A 16,740-nucleotide genomic window follows, 5' to 3' on the forward strand; every position below is an offset into this window, starting at 1 on the left:
CTGATAGATGAAATTAATATGATTGTGTAATTGCTTGGATCCCAAGTCTGGGTTTAATTCTAATTGACTGAATCTCAATAATTGTAAATCGAAAAGTATTGCAATTTATTTTAACAAATAAAAAAAGTCTTACTTTTACAAAATGTTTCCTTGTGTTAATTAAAGGAAGGACGACCACTATTGTTTTATGAACTATTATTTATTTATCATCTATTAAAATTCTATCTATATGAAAAAGATCATTTTGGGTTTTATCCTCTTTCTTGTATGTTCGGCAGTCTCGTTTGCGAAAGTCAAGCTTCCGGATATAATTGGTGATAACATGGTTTTACAGCAGAACACTAAGGTGAAACTGTGGGGAGAAGCTACTCCCAATCGGAAAATTGCGATTACAACCTCGTGGAACAACCTTACTTATAATGGAGTTTCGGATGCAAAAGGAAACTGGGTTGTGTTGATTGCTACCCCAAAGGCAAGTTATCAAAAACATGAAATTGTTATAAACGATGGTGAAAAGACTACGCTGAAGAATGTTTTGATTGGTGAGGTTTGGTTTTGTTCCGGACAATCTAATATGCAGATGCCTCTGAATGGTTTTTGGAATTGTCCCATTGAAGGAGCCAATGCCTTGATAGCTACTTCCGGTCAGTTTAAACATATCAGGGTGGCTACCATCCCGAATGTCGGGAAGACCGAGCCTCAATCTTCCTGTGAAGGAAAGTGGATGGAAAGTAATCCCGAGAATGCCGCCCAGTTCAGTGCAACTGCTTTTCATTTTGCCATGATGCTTACTAAATCTCTGGATATACCGGTTGGAATCATCAACTGTAGTTGGGGAGGTTCAACGGTAGAAGGTTGGATGAAAAAGGAAATACTTCAGAACTATCCGGACGTGGATTTATCGTTGGCGGGTACTGATAAAATTCACCCAATGTTGCAACCTATGATTATGTACAATGGAATGTTGAAGCCATTGGTAAACTATACTATCAAAGGTTTTTTATGGTATCAGGGAGAATCGAATGTAGGCAGGCATCAGACCTATGCCGACCGGCTGGCAACCATGGTTAAGCTTTGGCGTGAGGAATGGGGATTAGGTGAATTGCCTTTTTACTTTGTAGAGATTGCTCCGTTTGAATACGGAGAAGGGGATGCGGCTGCCTATCTTAGGGAGGCTCAATTCAATGCACAAAGGTTAATCCCGAATAGCGGTATGATCAGCACGAACGACCTGGTTGAAGATTACGAACGGAAAAATATCCATCCCAAAAATAAGACGAAGGTGGGAGAGCGGCTTTGCTATATGGCTTTGGCCAATACCTACGGGTTTAAGAATAGTGTGTGGTGTTACGGCCCTTCTTATAAATCTATGGAAATAAATGAAGGTAAAGCATATATAAGCTTTGACCATGCCCAGGAGGGATTCAGCAGAGAAGAGGGAATTATAGGTTTTGAGATGGCTGGAGCCGACAAGATATTCTATCCTGCCGAAGCCAAAGCCGACCTAAATAAAAAGATAGTGGTTGTTTCTTGCGATAAAGTGAAGGAGCCAGCAGCAGTTCGCTACTGCTTTCGTAACTTTCTGATTGGAAATCTGTACAATCACAGGGAGTTGCCGGTGGTTCCGTTCCGTACCGACAATTGGTAAGACGTATCTGTTTGTTTATCCCTTACAGCAAAAGAGGAATGAATCTCAGGGATTCATTCCTCTTTTGTACTGTTCAGAAAGTAGCATCAGGATCTGTTGGGCGTAGCGCTTGGGGTTATAAAATCCTCTTATATTCTGTTCAGAATGTTTCATCGGGCCAGGGAGCAGGTTTCCCTGTTGCTTTGAACGAAGGACGTTGACCGCCTGATTTTCGTAGAAACTTACCTAGCTTCGTGGATAACTCATTTACCTTTTCAGGATTTGTTAATGCCAGATTGGTTGCTTCACCCAGATCATCTTTTAGATTGAATAACTCTTTAGCGCCCGTTTCGTAATAATAAATAAGTTTCCAGTCTCCCTGTCTGATGGCGCAGGTAGCCGCAATACCCGGACCAGTTGGTCCCCAGTTGTTAGGTGTGTTCCAATACAAAGCCCGGTTTAGTGAAGGATTCTTTCCTTTACCGGTAAGTAGTGGAATAAAACTTTTTCCGTCGACTGGCTGTACTGTTTTGACTCTTTTAACTTGTGCCATTTCAAGTATCGTAGGATAAAAGTCTTCAATAATCAGATAATCTTCACAAACCGACTCCTTCTTGGTAGTCCCGGGCCACGAAACAATCATCGGTTCGCGAATACCTCCTTCGTAGGCAGATCCCTTTCCACTTTTAAGCGGCAGATTGTGTGTGTTAGCATCACCCCCTCTTCCGGTTCCAGCAGCACTTAATCCGCCGTTATCAGACATGAAGATAATAATGGTATTGTCTGTCAGCTTGTTCTCTTCCAGGTAATTCATCAGATCGCCCAGACTTTTATCCATCCCTTCTATCAAACCAGCATAGGCTGCCTCAATGGGATCCATTCCTTTGTCCAGGTATTTCTGATAATACCGCTTGTCTTTATTTATTGGAATATGTACGGCATAGTGAGCCATATAAAGGAAGAATGGCTTCCTTGGGTCGCGGCTGTCCAGAGCATGGATAGCCTCTCTGGTCAGAGCCTCGGTAACAAAAACATCGGTACCGTGGTATTTTTCCAGTCCCGGAACGGCAAATGGAGAAGACTTAGTCCCATCTTTTTTATTTCCATAGTTTTCTTCACCCAGATAACTGGCTAATCCCCCGGCTGCATGTCCGGCAATATTTACCTGGAATCCCAGATTCTCAGGATCGGCTGCGGGAGTCGATATGGCACCAAAGTGTGCTTTACCGCAATGGATGGTATAATAACCATTGTCCTTAAGCAGTTGAGGTAACGGAGTTGCTACACAAGTATGCTCAACCCCTTGAGTCGGACTCATACCGTTGAGGTTCCATTCGGGATACTTCAGCACATCACTTTTCCCGTCAACACTCTGGTTATAATTTAATGTCCAGTTGGTAACACGGTGACGGGCGGCATTCATCCCTGTAAGCAGACTTACCCGGGTAGGGGAACTGATGCTACAGGCATAGGCATTGGTAAATTTAACCCCCTGACGAGCCAATCGTTCCATATTAGGCGTTTCATATAGGCGGTTAAAGGGTGTTTTCTCCGGACCAAATGGAACGGATGTGTCCTGCCATCCCATATCATCTACCATAAAAAGAATGATATTGGGCTTTTCTTTTGGTGTAGCAGCATTCAGCATTCCAGTTAAACCTGCCAAAGGAATGGCGGCCATGGATAGAATTCTTTTTTTATTCATCAGATTGTGTGTTTAGATGTAAGCAATGGATTTTATTATAAATTATATCGTTATTCGACATTGAAAACACTGAAGTTAACTATGTCCGGGATAGATGTAGATTGATTTATTGTAAGGCGAAATTCGCTGGCTGAAATTGATTTGATTTTTTTAATTCGCTTATGCCCAACCGACTCTCCTTCGGAAACGACTAGCCATTTGCCTTTTACTTTTGCTTCAATTGTATATCGACGGATACGCTCTCCCTTTTTAATATTTTCCTGGATCATATAATAGTTTATTTGTTGATCCTTCTTGGTGTTTAACGTGAGTACCTTTTTTTGTCCGGATGTTTTAGCGACCGGAGCAGAGAAACGACGATTAATTTCCTGGCCCATCTCCTGTAAACGTTTAGCATCTCCCGCAGGAAGCAAACCTGTGGTATCAGGTGTAAGTCCTAATATCAGAGTTGCATTACGCCCTACTGACTTTTCGTATTTATCCATCAATTCATTTAAGGAATAAATATTGTTTTCATCGCCGGGTTCCCAGAACCATTCATGTCGGCCGTTGGCACCCCTAAGCGGCGTATCCGCCATAGCAGGCACCCAATATGCCCCATCTTTATCTCCATGCTTTAGTAAATTAAGATGATTGGAAGCCGATTCGATTTGTTTATGATGTGAGCATGGATAAGGGAAAGCCGACCAGCAGGGATATTCCACTGTTCCGGATTCGGAGCCTCCCCAACGGAAATCTGCCCGGTTTACATTGTGATAAAAAAGACAGTTGGGTTGATACTTATTCACAATGGGCTCAACATCAGGTCCATCACCTTGCGGATCATCGGCGCCCCCATCAAACCAAATCATGTAAAGCTCGCCATAACGGGTACAGATTTCTTCAACCATCTTTTCGCAATAACGTTTGTACCAAATTTGACGGTTGCGGGCGAACTCGCCCTCTCCTTCTGTCTTGAAGTTATGAATACCTAGTAAAGAGTTCCAGCGAATACCAATGTAAATGCCCGGCTCAACACCGTACTTGCGACAAGAATTAACAAAGTCGCGAATAATATCACCTTTACCATCTCTCCACTTTACGGCTTTAAGACAATATGGATTCACATCACTTTGCCACAGCCCGAATCCTGTTTCATGGGTTGCAGTCAGTACGGCGAACTTACATCCGGCATCTTTTGCCGCTTTTATCCATTGGTCGGTATCCAATTTTGTTGGATTGAATATATTATAATCATCAACCGGAGTGGTCCGGTTGTTTCCTTGTCCGTATCGTATGCCATCGAATACATGCAGATCGTAATGAAAAACCGCACCCATTTCTGCTTCATGCCATTTCAGTTGCCTGGGCGCAGGGGTTGGCTGTACTTTGTCAGTTTGAGCATTTCCATCCAGAAATATACCGAATGCTAAGATTAATAAATAGAATAAATTGTTTTTTGTCATCGTATTTAGTTTATGTAATTTGCAAACGGGTCGTTGGTTCGCTGCAGGTGTGCTTTTAATTGGCTTGTAAGCTTTTTGACCAGTTCCGGATTTTTGCTGGCAACGTTGTTTAATTGCCAGGGATCGGTTTGTCTGTCGAACAGGAAGTACTCTTTGCACACCCCTTTTTCGGCACGAATAGCAAAAGTATAGCGTTTATTGCGTAATCCGCGGCGTCCCGAAGATAGATCGGACGACACAATAAAATAGTAAGGCTGAACTACCTCTAATTCATTGTCTGCAGATAACACCCCCGAGGCCAGGTTGTAGGTCTGAGTCCCTTCCGGAATATCTTTTTCGAAGCCCATTATGGATAATAGCGTAGGACCAAGATCTGAGAAACCGATCATTAGATTTTCATCTTTACGAGGTTTAAGCTTATCGGGCCACGAGATAATCATCGGAATGCGCATAGACTCCTCGTACATTGTATTTTTGCCGATAGTTTCGTGCATTCCCATGGCATCGCCATGATCTGAAGTAAATACAACGATTGTATTATCGAACACCCCCTCTTCTTTAAGAGATTCTATGATACGGCCTATCTGATCGTCCACCCCGGTCATACATGCATAATAATTCAGGACATTGGCTTTATAGAATTCAACAAATTTTTTGTCGCCAGCCAAAAGACTCTCAGGAATAGCAAGAGAATCGACATTTACATGCTGGTATACCGCTTTGTATTTTTCGGGAACAAGCTCGTATCCGGTATGCGGAGGATTCATCGAGACAACCAGGGCAAACGGCTTTTCCGGATTACGGAACCGGCCATCCTCGTTCTTGATATATTCGATGGCACGGTTGGCTTCGAATGTAGGTCCCCATTCAGAAACATAGTAAAAGCTGTCGCGGCTGCTATGGGTATCCCAGTACATAGGTTTGAGATGATCGTCGTATGTGCCGTAAGCAGTCCATAAGTCAAAACCATGACGGCGATTGGAGGGGCACCACTCGTTCCATGCCACTTTCCCTTTGTTATTGCTTGTATTCACATAGGGAGCAACGGGTGCATCCAAGTGCCATTTGCCAAGGTATCCGGTGGCATATCCTTTCTCTTTCAATACATCACTCCAGCAACGAACATCTGTTTCCAGTTCGACACCATGAGGTGTATTGTCTGAATTGCAGTTGCCGGTAACTTTGTTTGATACAGGATATAAGCCGGTCATCAACATGGCTCTGGCCGGAGACGATACCGGATAGCAACTAACAGCATCTGTAAAGTGAACCCCTGCCGAGGCAAGCTTATCCAGATTAGGAGTTTTAACCGGCTCAATGTTGAGATACCCTATGGCATTTCCCCTCCATTGATCGGCCATTATAAACAAGAGATTAGGAGTTTTTCCTTTTTCTTTGGCGCTGAGAGACGTTCCCATCAAACAGACTGATGAGAGCAGCAGACTTAGTTTTGTGTAGTTTAACATGGTGTATTCAGATAAAGTGAGACGTTTATAGAGGGCAAAGATAGTAAACAAAACAGCAAACAAAAAAAAGAAGCAAGAAACAGGCGGATAGACTGTTCTTGCCTCTTAATCATAGTTAACATTTTGTCAGCCTTTAACTCTGAAAACCGGAATTTTCATTCATTACCGCTGATGAAGCAAATGTATACTTAAGCTTTTATTTACACAAGTTTGTAGTTAATAAATTAGCTAATCCTGCTGTTAAACATATAACTAATTCTTCTTCCCTTCAATCCACTGCACAATCTTATCGGAAAGGGGACTTTCTTTGGGTGCCACAAAGTCCACCCAGTTTCCGTTTTCGTCTATCATAAACTTCTGGAAGTTCCATTGAACCTCAGCATCGGCCTTCCCATTTTCACTTTTTTGTGTCAGCCATTTATAAAGAGCGTCCATATCATCTCCCTTTACCGATATTTTTGACATAACAGGAAATGTTACATTGTAATTCAAAGTACAGAATTCCATAATCTCCTCGTTGGTGCCGGGTTCCTGACCATTAAAGTTGTTGGCCGGAAAGGCGATGATTGTAAACTTATCTCCACCATACTTTTCAAACAACAACTGTAACTTTTCGTACTGGGGGGTAAGCCCACATTTGGATGCGGTATTCACCACAAGCACTTTTTTACCTTTTAGAGACGAAAGGTGGAAGTCCGTGCCATCCATAGCCTTGACTGTAAAGTCGTGAAATGATTTTGTCTGTGCCATTGTAAATAGAGGCAATATTGCCATACATAAAATGAATGTAAAAGTCTTCATACAATTTTCGTTTTCTATTCTAACAGAAAAAGCTATTCGAAGGTTCTTACATCCTTACAGATGGTATCCCTGACTGCTCATCTCCGTAGCGAGGAACATGCGGTATTGATCCTCTTTAAAAGGATAATCCCAGCATCCCATCTGATGGAAAAGCTGTCCCCCGAATCCCATTTTGAATTTATACAATCCATACATCGGATGCGAAGGTTCCGGTCCGGGTGATACGCCAAACATGTCGTATTCTGTACAACCGCTTGCCTTGGCAATCCGTATTGCCTCCCATTGCAAAGCATAGGTAGGCATACAATTCCGATGCTGCGATGAGGATGCTCCGTAAAGATAGGTTCCTCTGTTGCCTGACAGAACTAAAAATATGGCAGCCAAGGCTTCTCCATCTTTCTCTGCCAGAAGAAGCTCCACCGTAGCAGGCGAAAGCGTGTCGTCTGCTTTAGCTGCAAGAACAGATTTAAAATATTCTATATCGTTCAGAAAGATCCCGTTGCGCTGGGCCGTATCGCTATAAAGCTTATACCATAGCGGAAGTTCTTCCATTCCGGCACGTCGTACGGTCACCCCTTTTCTGGCAGCCAGATGAATGTTGTAACGGGTTTTAGGTTTCATGCGGGCCAGCAACGTCTGTTCGTCCGGAATCAAATCCAGATAAACGGTATGAGCCGGCAGAATGTCGGAGTTGGCACGCTTCAGGTTCCAGTTATTGGTGTTATAATTTAGACGGAACTCCTGGTATTTTCGGTCGGGCGGACCTTCCCAGGTATTGGACTCATTGTAATTCTCCGGTTTGTCCCAATGGGATTGCCAGGCAAGATCATACCGTATACCAATACACGACTTAGGCAGGTAGGAGCGAAGTATTTCGGATAGCTCTTCCAGAAATTCGCCTTGCACCTCTTCGGATGGTTCCAACTCAGGACCATACGGAACGTAGGCAATGCTGGTATCTTTGTTCAGTGCTTGCTGGAGAATCAACAAATCGGCGTATGTGGATGTTTTTGTCAAGTCATCCACATACACCTCACTGTTCTTTACTTTAAAATCAAAAGCTTTAGACTCTATGCCCTGGTATGATTTTACTTCCGCCCAGAATGCGGTTTGTTGTACGATTGGGGTCAGCGCCACCGCCCTGATCTCTTTCTTTTCAACATCGATTGTCATTTCTATTACTTCTTTGTTTCAGCCTGCAAAGGTAGCCAATCTAATAATAGAAAGCAATTTGTTAGCTGTTTCCGCCTTTTTGCTTTGTACACTGGTCCACCAGGTAAACAATTGACAGGTAAGGAATGTCTGAGTTGGTTGTGAGTCCGATCTCGCAAGTCCGGCTATTGGAATACCCCACCTCAATACCCGCTTTCTCTAGCTGAGGCCGAAGCTTCCTTAAAGCATAGGCATTCACTTCGGGATGAGTAAATCCCTTATCTCCGGCAAAGCCGCAACAGCCCACCTCTTCGGGTACAAGAACCTTTTCAGAACAAAGTCCGGCTAAAGCAATCAACTGTTTTTCCAGCTTCATTTTTTTCATGGAACAGGTTATATGAATGGCCACCGGTTGTTTTATGGGCGTAAATTCCAGCTTGTCGCACAAGAAGGTAAGAATAAATTCGGCCGGTTCGTATAGCTTTACACTTTTCATGGTGTTACGCATCCGGTACAGGCAAGGACTTTGGTCACATAAAACCGGATACCGGCCGTTTTCGGTTGCGATGTACAGCGCCTCTTCAAGCTCTACAGCTTTACGGTCAGCTATTTCGGGCATACCTTTGCTTTCCCATATGGTGCCACAACATAACTTATTCATGTTAGAGGGGAATATCACCTCGTATCCCGCCTTTTCGAGTAAGGCGACCGTCTTGTCGACCAGAGGCGTATGGTCCGGCGAACTATGGGCTGTACCCATGGTTTGATTCAGACAACTGGGGAAGTACACCACCTTCAGTTCGCTTTTTAGCGATCCGGTTGCTTTGGGTGTATAGGCTTTGGGCATGGCTGATGTCCATAAAGGAATGGAGTTGCCTGAAACAGAACGGAGACCTTTTGCTAATGCGGTCATATTCCGGGTGCCGATAATTGAGTGAGCTGTATCGGCCAATGTGAGAACCGGACGAAGCATCGCTTTTACACCGGCAAAGTGATTGGCAGTCCACATCCCCAACTGATACCCAATACTGTCCTGGGGCAGAAGTTCGGCCCTGAGGTCATGGGTAAGATGCCCCGTGTTTATATTCATCGGACAGGAGGTGGCGCATAAACCGTCTCCTGCACAGGTGTCGTTGCCGGCATAAGCGTATTGCTTTTTCAATCGCTTCAATCTTTCCTGTTGTTCGGGGATGTTCTTGATGCGGGTGATTTCGCGCTGAGCAACGATCCGTTGTCGTGATGACAAGGTAAATCCTGCCGTAAGACAATTTACTTCGCAGAATCCGCATTCAATGCATTTATCCACATGTTCGTTGGTCAGAGGCATCGGTTTGAAATGGCGGATATGGCAATGAGGATCATCGTTGAATATCACTCCCGGATTTAGCAAGTTCTTAGGATCAAACAAAGACTTGATCTCTTTCATCAAAGCGAATGCCTTTTCGCCCCATTCATACTGAACAAAAGGAGCCATGTTTCGCCCTGTACCGTGTTCGGCTTTGAGTGAACCGTCGTATTTATCCACTACCAGTGTTTTGATCTCGTTCATGAGGCTTTCGTATTGAGCCACCTGCTCACGGGTGTCGAACGACTGGTTGATAATGAAGTGATAATTCCCTTCCAGCGCATGCCCGTATATACAGGCATCCGGATAGCCATGTTTTTCTAACAATTGCTGCAGATCGGCCGTTGCTTCAGGCAGATCTTCAATATGAAAGGCCACATCTTCAATCAGGGTGGTGGTACCCGGTTTGCGGGTTCCGCCTACCGAGGGGAAAATACCCGAACGGATGGCCCAGTAAGGGGCATACTCTTCCTCTTTATCGGTAAATTTTACAGGAACGGCTGTTTTAAATGCGCTCAAGATACCTTCAATCTGTTCAATCTGACCGTAAAGCTCTTCCTTTGTGTTAGCCATAGTTTCGGTAAGAACAGCTGTAAGTCCCCTTCCGGTTGGGTCATTAACCGACTCAAGCGATTTCTTATCCAGCAGTTCGGCCCCCATTACCGGTCCTTTCTTCATCGCTACTACAGCCCTGCAAGCCTCTTTGATGTCATTGAAATAAAGCATTGCGCTGGCCTTGAACGGATAATCTTTACCGGTTTTCATGGTAAATTCCGATAAAAAAGCCAATGTCCCTTCCGATCCCACCAGTAAATGGGTGATGATGTCGAAGGGATCCCGGTAAATTGCCAGGGGAAGTATATTCAGTCCGGTTACATTCTTGATGGAATATTTGTGAAGAATACGGGAAAGGAAAGGCTCGTCTGCTTGCACATAATCGCGTAACTGCTCAATCTTCTCTATAAAACCGGGTTTAGATTTGCGGAAATTTTCTTTACTCTGCTCGCTGGAAGTGTCAAGAATGGTTCCATCGGCAAATACGATGCGTGCCGTGAGCAACATTTTGTCGCTGTTGGCATGAGTTCCACAGTTCATACCGGAGGCGTTGTTCATCACGATGCCACCCACCATGGCCGATTTGACCGAGGCAGGATCTGGTGCAAATTTCCGGCCGAAGGGTTTTAAAATCTGATTAACCCGTTCGCCAATGATTCCGGGTTGCAGTGTAATTGTTTCAAGATCTTCGGAAATAGAATACTTTTCCCAATGTTTGCCAGCTACGATCAGAATCGAATCGCTGATACTTTGTCCCGAAAGGCTGGTGCCAGCCGCTCTGAATGTAACAGGAAGATTGTGTTTGTCTGCCAGCGCCAACAAGCGGGAAACCTCGTCTTCGTTCATCGAGCGTACAACAATCTGGGGAATCAACCGGTAAAATCCGGCATCTGTGCCCCAGGTAAGCAGACGAAGATCGTCTGTGTAGATGCGCTCATCCGGAATAAATCCAGAAATTTCATGTAAATAAGCTTTATATGCTTCCATGTTGTGATTTGATTTAAAGTTTGCATCGCTTTTCCGTCGAAAAGGATACGGCTGCGAAGGTCTTCACTTCCATTCATTTTATCAAGTAAATCAGCCTGTTTTTTCTATTCCATTTAAATTTGTTGTTCAAAAGTTTTTAGAGTGATAATAGAAGTTGGCTTATGTAAAAAACTCCCCTTTTAGTGAAGGATAATTAGAATAGTGAAATAAAAAGTGAAGGATATTTGATGGAAAGTGAAGGATATCAGGTGGAAAGTGAAGGATATTTGTTTGTGTAGTAAATGTAACTATCAGGTAGCTAGTTGTTTGTGTTGAAAAGTGAAGGATGTGAAGGATTTTTTTGCAAAATTGGATGTAAAACGAGCAAGCAGCGCTTTATTTGTATTCCGGCTTGGATAATGAAAATAAAATAGCATGCTATCAACTATTACTTTGCTTTAAGTCTTTTAATGTTTTCAATACGAGGAACTATTCGTTTGCCAATTGGATACCTTGCGTTTGACAATTGTTCAACGCAAAGTATCCATATGTTGACTTTGCGTTGAACAATTGTCAAACGAATAGAGCATCGTTATAAAACAAATAGTTCTTCGTTATAAAACAAATAGATGTTCGTTGTGAAGCAAATAGATGTTCGTATTCTAAAAAAGAAAGCGTCCTGTCTGGTGTGTCTCACCTGGCAGGACGCTCGTTAATGTAATAAGAAGTAGAGTTTTTTTAAAGTATCTCGTTGGTCACAATGTCAAAATATTCAAGGCATTTCTTGATGTCGGGAACGGAATTATCCCAGTTGTTCTCGTATTCGACAATAAAATATCCCTTAAAGTTCTGGCGCTTCAGCTCCTGAAGCATACCTTTCACATTGAGGATACCTTTACCCCAAATAACATCTTCCTGCTCTTTTACACCCGCTTTCTTTTCTGCAATATCTTTAAAGTGCAGAGAAATAATCCGGCTGTCTAGTTTCTTCAGGCATTCAATCTGATCAAGTCCCTCGCGTCTCCAGTGGCCCACATCGGCAGAAGAGCCGATTTTAGGATTTCTTCCTACAATCGCATTCAGCAGATTATCCGGTGTCCAGTATTGAGAAGGTTGCGGATGGTTGTGAACGGAGATGCCGATGTCGTACTTGCGTACCAGACTTTCAACCAAATCCCAGTCGGCCATGGCCGGTTCGCAGGAGATATAAGCCATACCCATGTCTTTGGCAAATAGGAACAACGGTTCCCATTCCGAAGAACTTTGAGTAACTACGACTCCTGTAGAAATGATCTTCACACCTTTAGAGGCTGCATATTCTTTCAACTCCAATCTGGTTTGCGCAGAAAGTTGCGGACCAAAAGTAACGTCTCCCCATTTTCCTCCCAACTTATGGCCGGGATATACCTCTATATACTTCATCCCAAGCTGGTTGGTCTTGTCTATCGCTTCGGTAAGCGTAAACTTATGGAAAGAATAAGACTGCATCCCTAAACGCCATCCCTGCTTTTCGGCTTTAGTCTGCGCCTGAAGAGTCAGACTCATCAACATACAGGCCATCAGGCAGAGTATTTTATAACTGTTCTTTATCATAATTTCAAAAATTAATTATTTATCTGGGCATATCAGGTAAAGAGAAACCATTCTGATACGTATGTTTTATCCATTCGTTGGCCATATCCAGTGCGTTGAATTCGGCAAAGCGTCTGTCGAAACGAGGATCGCCGTCTATTACCTTATATTCGTCTACCGTAACAAGCTTAATTTTGTCGCTTGGCGAAATATTGGTAAACTTCATGTTTTCGCCATCCCACATCAATTCCCTGTGCAGACCTTGTAATCCGGACAGACGAGTGGCTAATACACCCATTACAACCATTTCGTTGAAAGGACCGGAGAAGCTGAAGTTGGACGAAGCCTCTTTTCTGTTCTCTGGTGATTCCTTACATGCACGGATCCAGTCTTGTTCGTGTGCGTTGGTATTCCAGATGTCACCGTTACCACCCTTAACACGTGGAATAGTAGGATCCGGTTGTTTGAAATGATTCATGGCCGATTTGGGAAGCAATGTTGGGTTCATACCATAACAACCTGTCATGATCTTACCTTTACTTCCAACGAAGATGATACCACCGTTTTCGTCGCCCATCATTTCGCCGTCTTTTAATTCGGAAGGCCTTTCAGGCAACAATCCACCATCATACCATAATACCTTAACTTCCGGCATCTTCACTTCACCTTTTGGCTTGCGGGCAGGGAAAGTATAGGTAACAATCTGTGCCTGGGGTGGAGAATAAAGGTTGCTTAAGGTAGAGCTTCCTATTACGCTGGTCGGGTATTTAAGATCCAAAGCCCAATAAAGCGGATCCATGATGTGGCATGCCATATCGCCTAAAGCTCCTGTTCCGAAATCCCAAAAACCGCGCCAGTTCCATGGAGTATAAGCTTCGTTGTAAGGTCTCATCTTAGCCGGACCAATCCAAAGGTTCCAATCCAGTGTGCCAGGCACCTTGGGAGTTCCTTTAGGTTCTGATAATCCCTGCGGCCAGATAGGACGGTCGGTCCAGCAATGAACTTCGGTTACCTCGCCGATAATACCAGATTGAATCCACTCGGCAATTTGTCTGCACCAGTCGAATGAATTTCCCTGGTTACCCATCTGGGTGGCTACACGGTATTTTTGAGCAAGCTTGGTGAGCAGGCGTGATTCGTAAACAGAGTGGGTGAGGGGTTTCTGTGTATAACAATGTTTGCCCAATGTGATAGCATGAGCTGTTACACCGGCATGTGTATGGTCTGGTGTGGCAACCATAATGGCATCGATTGATTTGCCGAATTGGTCGAACATGACCCGCCAGTCTTTAAACTTCTTTGCAGCAGGATAATCTTTGAAGGTTTTATCGGCATATTTCCAATCAACGTCGCAAAGGGCAACGATGTTTTCTGTCTTCATGTTGGCCAGGTTACGGCGTCCCATACCTCCAACACCAATGCCGGCTATGTTCAGTTTGTCACTTGGAGCCGTATGCCCGAATGCTTTTCCCATAACCGTTCCCGGTACGATGGTCAGACCAGCAGCTGCAACTGCGCCTGATTTAAGAAAATTTCTTCTTGAGATGTTTTTCATATCATTATTAAATAAAAGTGATTTCAAAGTTTGCTCTTCATTGAATCCGGCAACACAATCATGCTATCGGAACAATGTGGATCAACATATACATCTTTATATACACCATTTCTTTAAAATAGTACTCAATAAATACCTCTTTAAATGTAAAAACTATTTATTTGTTTGCTTGTTTCAAAGATATATGGAGCAATGTGTACTCATAACATGAGTCCCTCCAGACCCTGCTATACTACAAAGACACGCCATCTAACTAAAATACCTACCCTGATATCTGTTTTTTTAGTTTTTTTTACAATCAAGGTACTGCTTATTTAAGAATAAATAGTTGCTTGAATGTGGTAATATTCGTACATTTGCCTGATTTTTAGTGATATATGTATGACTGGGTATTGTTTTGGTAGCAAGCAGGTATCTTATTTAATGTTTTGTCTTTTAGTGACTGGTGTTGGTTTTTAAAGAAATACTACAGGTGATTGAAGATTAAAATCATAAAAAAATACGAATATTTGTAAGAATGTTTTGAATATCACGAAACAATGTCTAATTTTGCTGCCCATTTAGAGGATATACTAATTAAATATTATAATAAATTAAATTATGATCGTAGTTCCATTGAAAGAAGGCGAAAATATTGAAAAAGCGCTTAAGAAATTTAAGAGAAAATTTGAAAAAACAGGTGTTGTTAAAGAACTTAGAAGTCGTCAGGCTTTCTCTAAACCTTCTGTGGTTAAAAGAAAACAGAATATGCGTGCGGTATATGTTCAGCAACTTCAATTGGTTGAAGAATAAATATAGCCTCAACTTGTTTAATTGAATTTTTATCGCTACATTCGTTGCATTAAATGTTGATGCGGCGTGAATGAGTTGATAACTTCTTTTTTACAATATATACGGTATGAGCGGAATTATTCCGATCATACCATTGGCGCGTATTGTAATGATCTGTGTCAATTTGAATTATATCTTAAAGAAGAGACGGATTTGTCCGGATTTACGGATGTAGGTCCGGATGTTGTAAGGAATTGGATTGTTGCATTGCTAAACGATAAAATTTCTCCAGTATCAGTTAACCGTAAATTGAGTTCTTTGAAGTCGTTTTATAAGTTTCTTCTGAAACTTGGAATAGTTGAGTCGAGTCCCATGCGCTTGATAAGCGGGCCGAAAACTAAGAAACCTTTACCTTATTTTATAAAGGATTCCGATATGGAATCTTTGCTGGATGGGGATGGTTTTGAAGATGGATTTGAGGGAGTGAGGGATCGCCTGATTATCGAATTGTTCTATGATACCGGTATCCGGTGTTCGGAACTGACCGGTATAAGGTTGTCTGATATAGACTTTGAATCGTCCCTGCTTAAAGTGACAGGGAAAAGAAATAAACAACGCCTGATTCCATTTGCGTCCGGATTAAAGGATATGATACTTGCTTACAACGAGATAAGAAAAAAAATACCGGAAACAGAAAGTGAGTGGCTTTTTGTTAAGAAAAACGGAAACCAATTATCTTCCGGAATTGTTTATCAAATAGTAACAAAGAGACTCTCGGAGATACCGGCGCTGGCAAAACGGAGTCCTCATGTTCTAAGACATTCATTTGCGACAAGTATGTTGAACAACGGGGCAGAGTTGAATGCTGTGAAAGAGTTACTAGGACATAGTAGTTTAGCTTCAACCAGTGTTTACACGCATACAACCTTTGAGGAATTAAAAAAAGTGTATCATGCTCATCCCAGAGCAAAAAAAAAGGAGGTTATTATGGACATTCGAATTCAGTCTATCCACTTTGATGCTTTCACACAGTTAGAAGCATTTACTCAGAAGAAAGTTTCCAAACTGGAACAGTATTATGATGGAATATTACAGGCCGAAGTATTTTTTAAAGTGACAAAGCCAGAAACATTTCAGAATAAGGAGGCGTCAATAAAGCTTAAGATTAAGAGTGGGGAGTTGTTTGCTGAGAAAGTGAGTGATACTTTTGAAGAATCAGTTGATAGTTGTGTTGAAGCATTATCTAAACAATTACTTAAATTCAAGGAAAAAACAAGAGCTAAATAAAATATTACCTCATAAGTTTGGTATATTAGAAAAAATATCTAAATTTGCAGCCGTTTCGCCGTTGTGACGAAACGGCTTCTGTTAGAAAAATATTGAATGCCTCTTTAGCTCAGTTGGCCAGAGCACGTGATTTGTAATCTCGGGGTCGTTGGTTCGAATCCGACAAGAGGCTCAAAAAAAAAGCAAGCGTGCTTTTTTGTTTTAAAAAAAAATATTTTGGGCAGTTACCAGAGTGGCCAAATGGGGCTGACTGTAACTCAGCTGACTTACGTCTTCGGTGGTTCGAATCCATCACTGCCCACTTACTGAAAAATAAAGATGCGGAAATAGCTCAGTTGATAGAGCATTAGCCTTCCAAGCTGAGGGTCGCGGGTTTGAGTCCCGTTTTCCGCTCTATTGCCTATGTAGCTCAGCGGTAGAGCACTTCCTTGGTAAGGAAGAGGTCCCGGGTTCAAGTCCCGGCATCGGCTCAAAATGATAGAAGTACAGATCA

10 protein-coding genes, 4 tRNA genes and 2 pseudogenes are annotated in these 16,740 nt (G+C 42.6%); 8 read left to right on the forward strand and 8 right to left on the reverse strand.

The features are described from left to right. The first annotated feature begins 229 nt into the window (after window positions 1–229). Window positions 230–1,648: a sialate O-acetylesterase gene (locus F5613_RS15290; RefSeq protein WP_179400418.1), complete on the forward strand. Its 1,419-nt coding sequence runs from the start codon at window positions 230–232 to the stop codon at window positions 1,646–1,648. 139 nt (window positions 1,649–1,787) lie between these two features. On the opposite strand, the gene F5613_RS15295 is transcribed toward F5613_RS15290, so the two are convergent. From F5613_RS15295 to F5613_RS15330, 8 genes are all read right to left on the reverse strand, one after another. Then, on the reverse strand, window positions 1,788–3,332 hold the full coding sequence (locus tag F5613_RS15295; RefSeq protein WP_179400419.1) for a sulfatase: 1,545 nt from the start codon (window positions 3,330–3,332) through the stop codon (window positions 1,788–1,790). 50 nt (window positions 3,333–3,382) lie between these two features. Then, window positions 3,383–4,777, reverse strand: a complete 1,395-nt coding sequence (locus F5613_RS15300; RefSeq protein WP_179400420.1) for an alpha-L-fucosidase — start codon at window positions 4,775–4,777, stop codon at window positions 3,383–3,385. A gap of 5 nt (window positions 4,778–4,782) precedes the next feature. After that, a complete protein-coding gene (locus tag F5613_RS15305) occupies window positions 4,783–6,243 on the reverse strand; it encodes a sulfatase family protein (protein ID WP_179400421.1) in 1,461 nt (486 codons plus the stop codon). Between the two features lie 252 nt (window positions 6,244–6,495). Next, window positions 6,496–7,044, reverse strand: coding sequence for a glutathione peroxidase (locus F5613_RS15310; protein WP_179400422.1), 549 nt, complete (start codon window positions 7,042–7,044; stop codon window positions 6,496–6,498). 54 nt (window positions 7,045–7,098) lie between these two features. After that, a complete protein-coding gene (locus F5613_RS15315; protein WP_179400423.1) occupies window positions 7,099–8,217 on the reverse strand; it encodes a lipid II:glycine glycyltransferase FemX in 1,119 nt (372 codons plus the stop codon). Window positions 8,218–8,278: 61 nt separating this feature from the next. After that, window positions 8,279–11,083 (reverse strand): FAD-linked oxidase C-terminal domain-containing protein, encoded by a 2,805-nt coding sequence (locus F5613_RS15320; RefSeq protein WP_179400424.1) that lies wholly within the window; start codon window positions 11,081–11,083, stop codon window positions 8,279–8,281. A 717-nt stretch (window positions 11,084–11,800) separates the two neighbouring features. Beyond that, on the reverse strand, window positions 11,801–12,655 hold the full coding sequence (locus F5613_RS15325) for a sugar phosphate isomerase/epimerase family protein (RefSeq protein WP_179400425.1): 855 nt from the start codon (window positions 12,653–12,655) through the stop codon (window positions 11,801–11,803). Window positions 12,656–12,674: 19 nt separating this feature from the next. Further along, window positions 12,675–14,189 carry a Gfo/Idh/MocA family oxidoreductase gene (locus F5613_RS15330; protein ID WP_179400426.1) on the reverse strand — a complete coding sequence of 505 codons (1,515 nt, stop codon included), beginning with the start codon at window positions 14,187–14,189 and terminating at the stop codon, window positions 12,675–12,677. Between the two features lie 600 nt (window positions 14,190–14,789). On the opposite strand from F5613_RS15330, the gene rpsU reads away from it, so the two are divergent. The 7 genes and pseudogenes from rpsU (at window position 14,790) to F5613_RS15360 (ending at window position 16,717) form a co-directional block, all read left to right on the forward strand. After that, entirely contained in the window at window positions 14,790–14,981 is a 192-nt protein-coding gene (gene rpsU, locus F5613_RS15335; protein WP_179400427.1) for a 30S ribosomal protein S21, read from the forward strand. Between the two features lie 66 nt (window positions 14,982–15,047). Beyond that, window positions 15,048–15,929: pseudogene (locus F5613_RS15340) on the forward strand (tyrosine recombinase XerC); the annotation flags it as partial. A 36-nt stretch (window positions 15,930–15,965) separates the two neighbouring features. After that, window positions 15,966–16,247 (forward strand): annotated as a pseudogene (gene hpf, locus F5613_RS16715) (ribosome hibernation-promoting factor, HPF/YfiA family); the annotation flags it as partial. Window positions 16,248–16,345: 98 nt separating this feature from the next. Beyond that, a tRNA-Thr gene (locus F5613_RS15345) sits at window positions 16,346–16,419 on the forward strand. 46 nt (window positions 16,420–16,465) lie between these two features. Then, window positions 16,466–16,548: transfer RNA gene (locus F5613_RS15350), tRNA-Tyr, on the forward strand. 19 nt (window positions 16,549–16,567) lie between these two features. After that, window positions 16,568–16,640: transfer RNA gene (locus tag F5613_RS15355), tRNA-Gly, on the forward strand. A gap of 5 nt (window positions 16,641–16,645) precedes the next feature. Next, window positions 16,646–16,717: transfer RNA gene (locus F5613_RS15360), tRNA-Thr, on the forward strand. Window positions 16,718–16,740 lie beyond the last annotated feature (23 nt).

The sequence above is a fragment of the Macellibacteroides fermentans genome (genome assembly GCF_013409575.1).
In the GTDB taxonomy this organism is placed as follows: Bacteria; Bacteroidota; Bacteroidia; order Bacteroidales; family Tannerellaceae; genus Macellibacteroides; species Macellibacteroides fermentans.

Excerpts from the sequence above, each read along its gene's own strand:
- F5613_RS15290 (WP_179400418.1), top strand. The coding sequence starts at position 230 with ATGAAAAAGATCATTTTGGGTTTTATCCTCTTTCTTGTATGTTCGGCA.
- F5613_RS15295 (WP_179400419.1), bottom strand. The coding sequence starts at position 3,332 with ATGAATAAAAAAAGAATTCTATCCATGGCCGCCATTCCTTTGGCAGGT.
- F5613_RS15300 (WP_179400420.1), bottom strand. The coding sequence starts at position 4,777 with ATGACAAAAAACAATTTATTCTATTTATTAATCTTAGCATTCGGTATA.
- F5613_RS15305 (WP_179400421.1), bottom strand. The coding sequence starts at position 6,243 with ATGTTAAACTACACAAAACTAAGTCTGCTGCTCTCATCAGTCTGTTTG.
- F5613_RS15310 (WP_179400422.1), bottom strand. The coding sequence starts at position 7,044 with ATGAAGACTTTTACATTCATTTTATGTATGGCAATATTGCCTCTATTT.
- F5613_RS15315 (WP_179400423.1), bottom strand. The coding sequence starts at position 8,217 with ATGACAATCGATGTTGAAAAGAAAGAGATCAGGGCGGTGGCGCTGACC.
- F5613_RS15320 (WP_179400424.1), bottom strand. The coding sequence starts at position 11,083 with ATGGAAGCATATAAAGCTTATTTACATGAAATTTCTGGATTTATTCCG.
- F5613_RS15325 (WP_179400425.1), bottom strand. The coding sequence starts at position 12,655 with ATGATAAAGAACAGTTATAAAATACTCTGCCTGATGGCCTGTATGTTG.
- F5613_RS15330 (WP_179400426.1), bottom strand. The coding sequence starts at position 14,189 with ATGAAAAACATCTCAAGAAGAAATTTTCTTAAATCAGGCGCAGTTGCA.
- rpsU (WP_179400427.1), top strand. The coding sequence starts at position 14,790 with ATGATCGTAGTTCCATTGAAAGAAGGCGAAAATATTGAAAAAGCGCTT.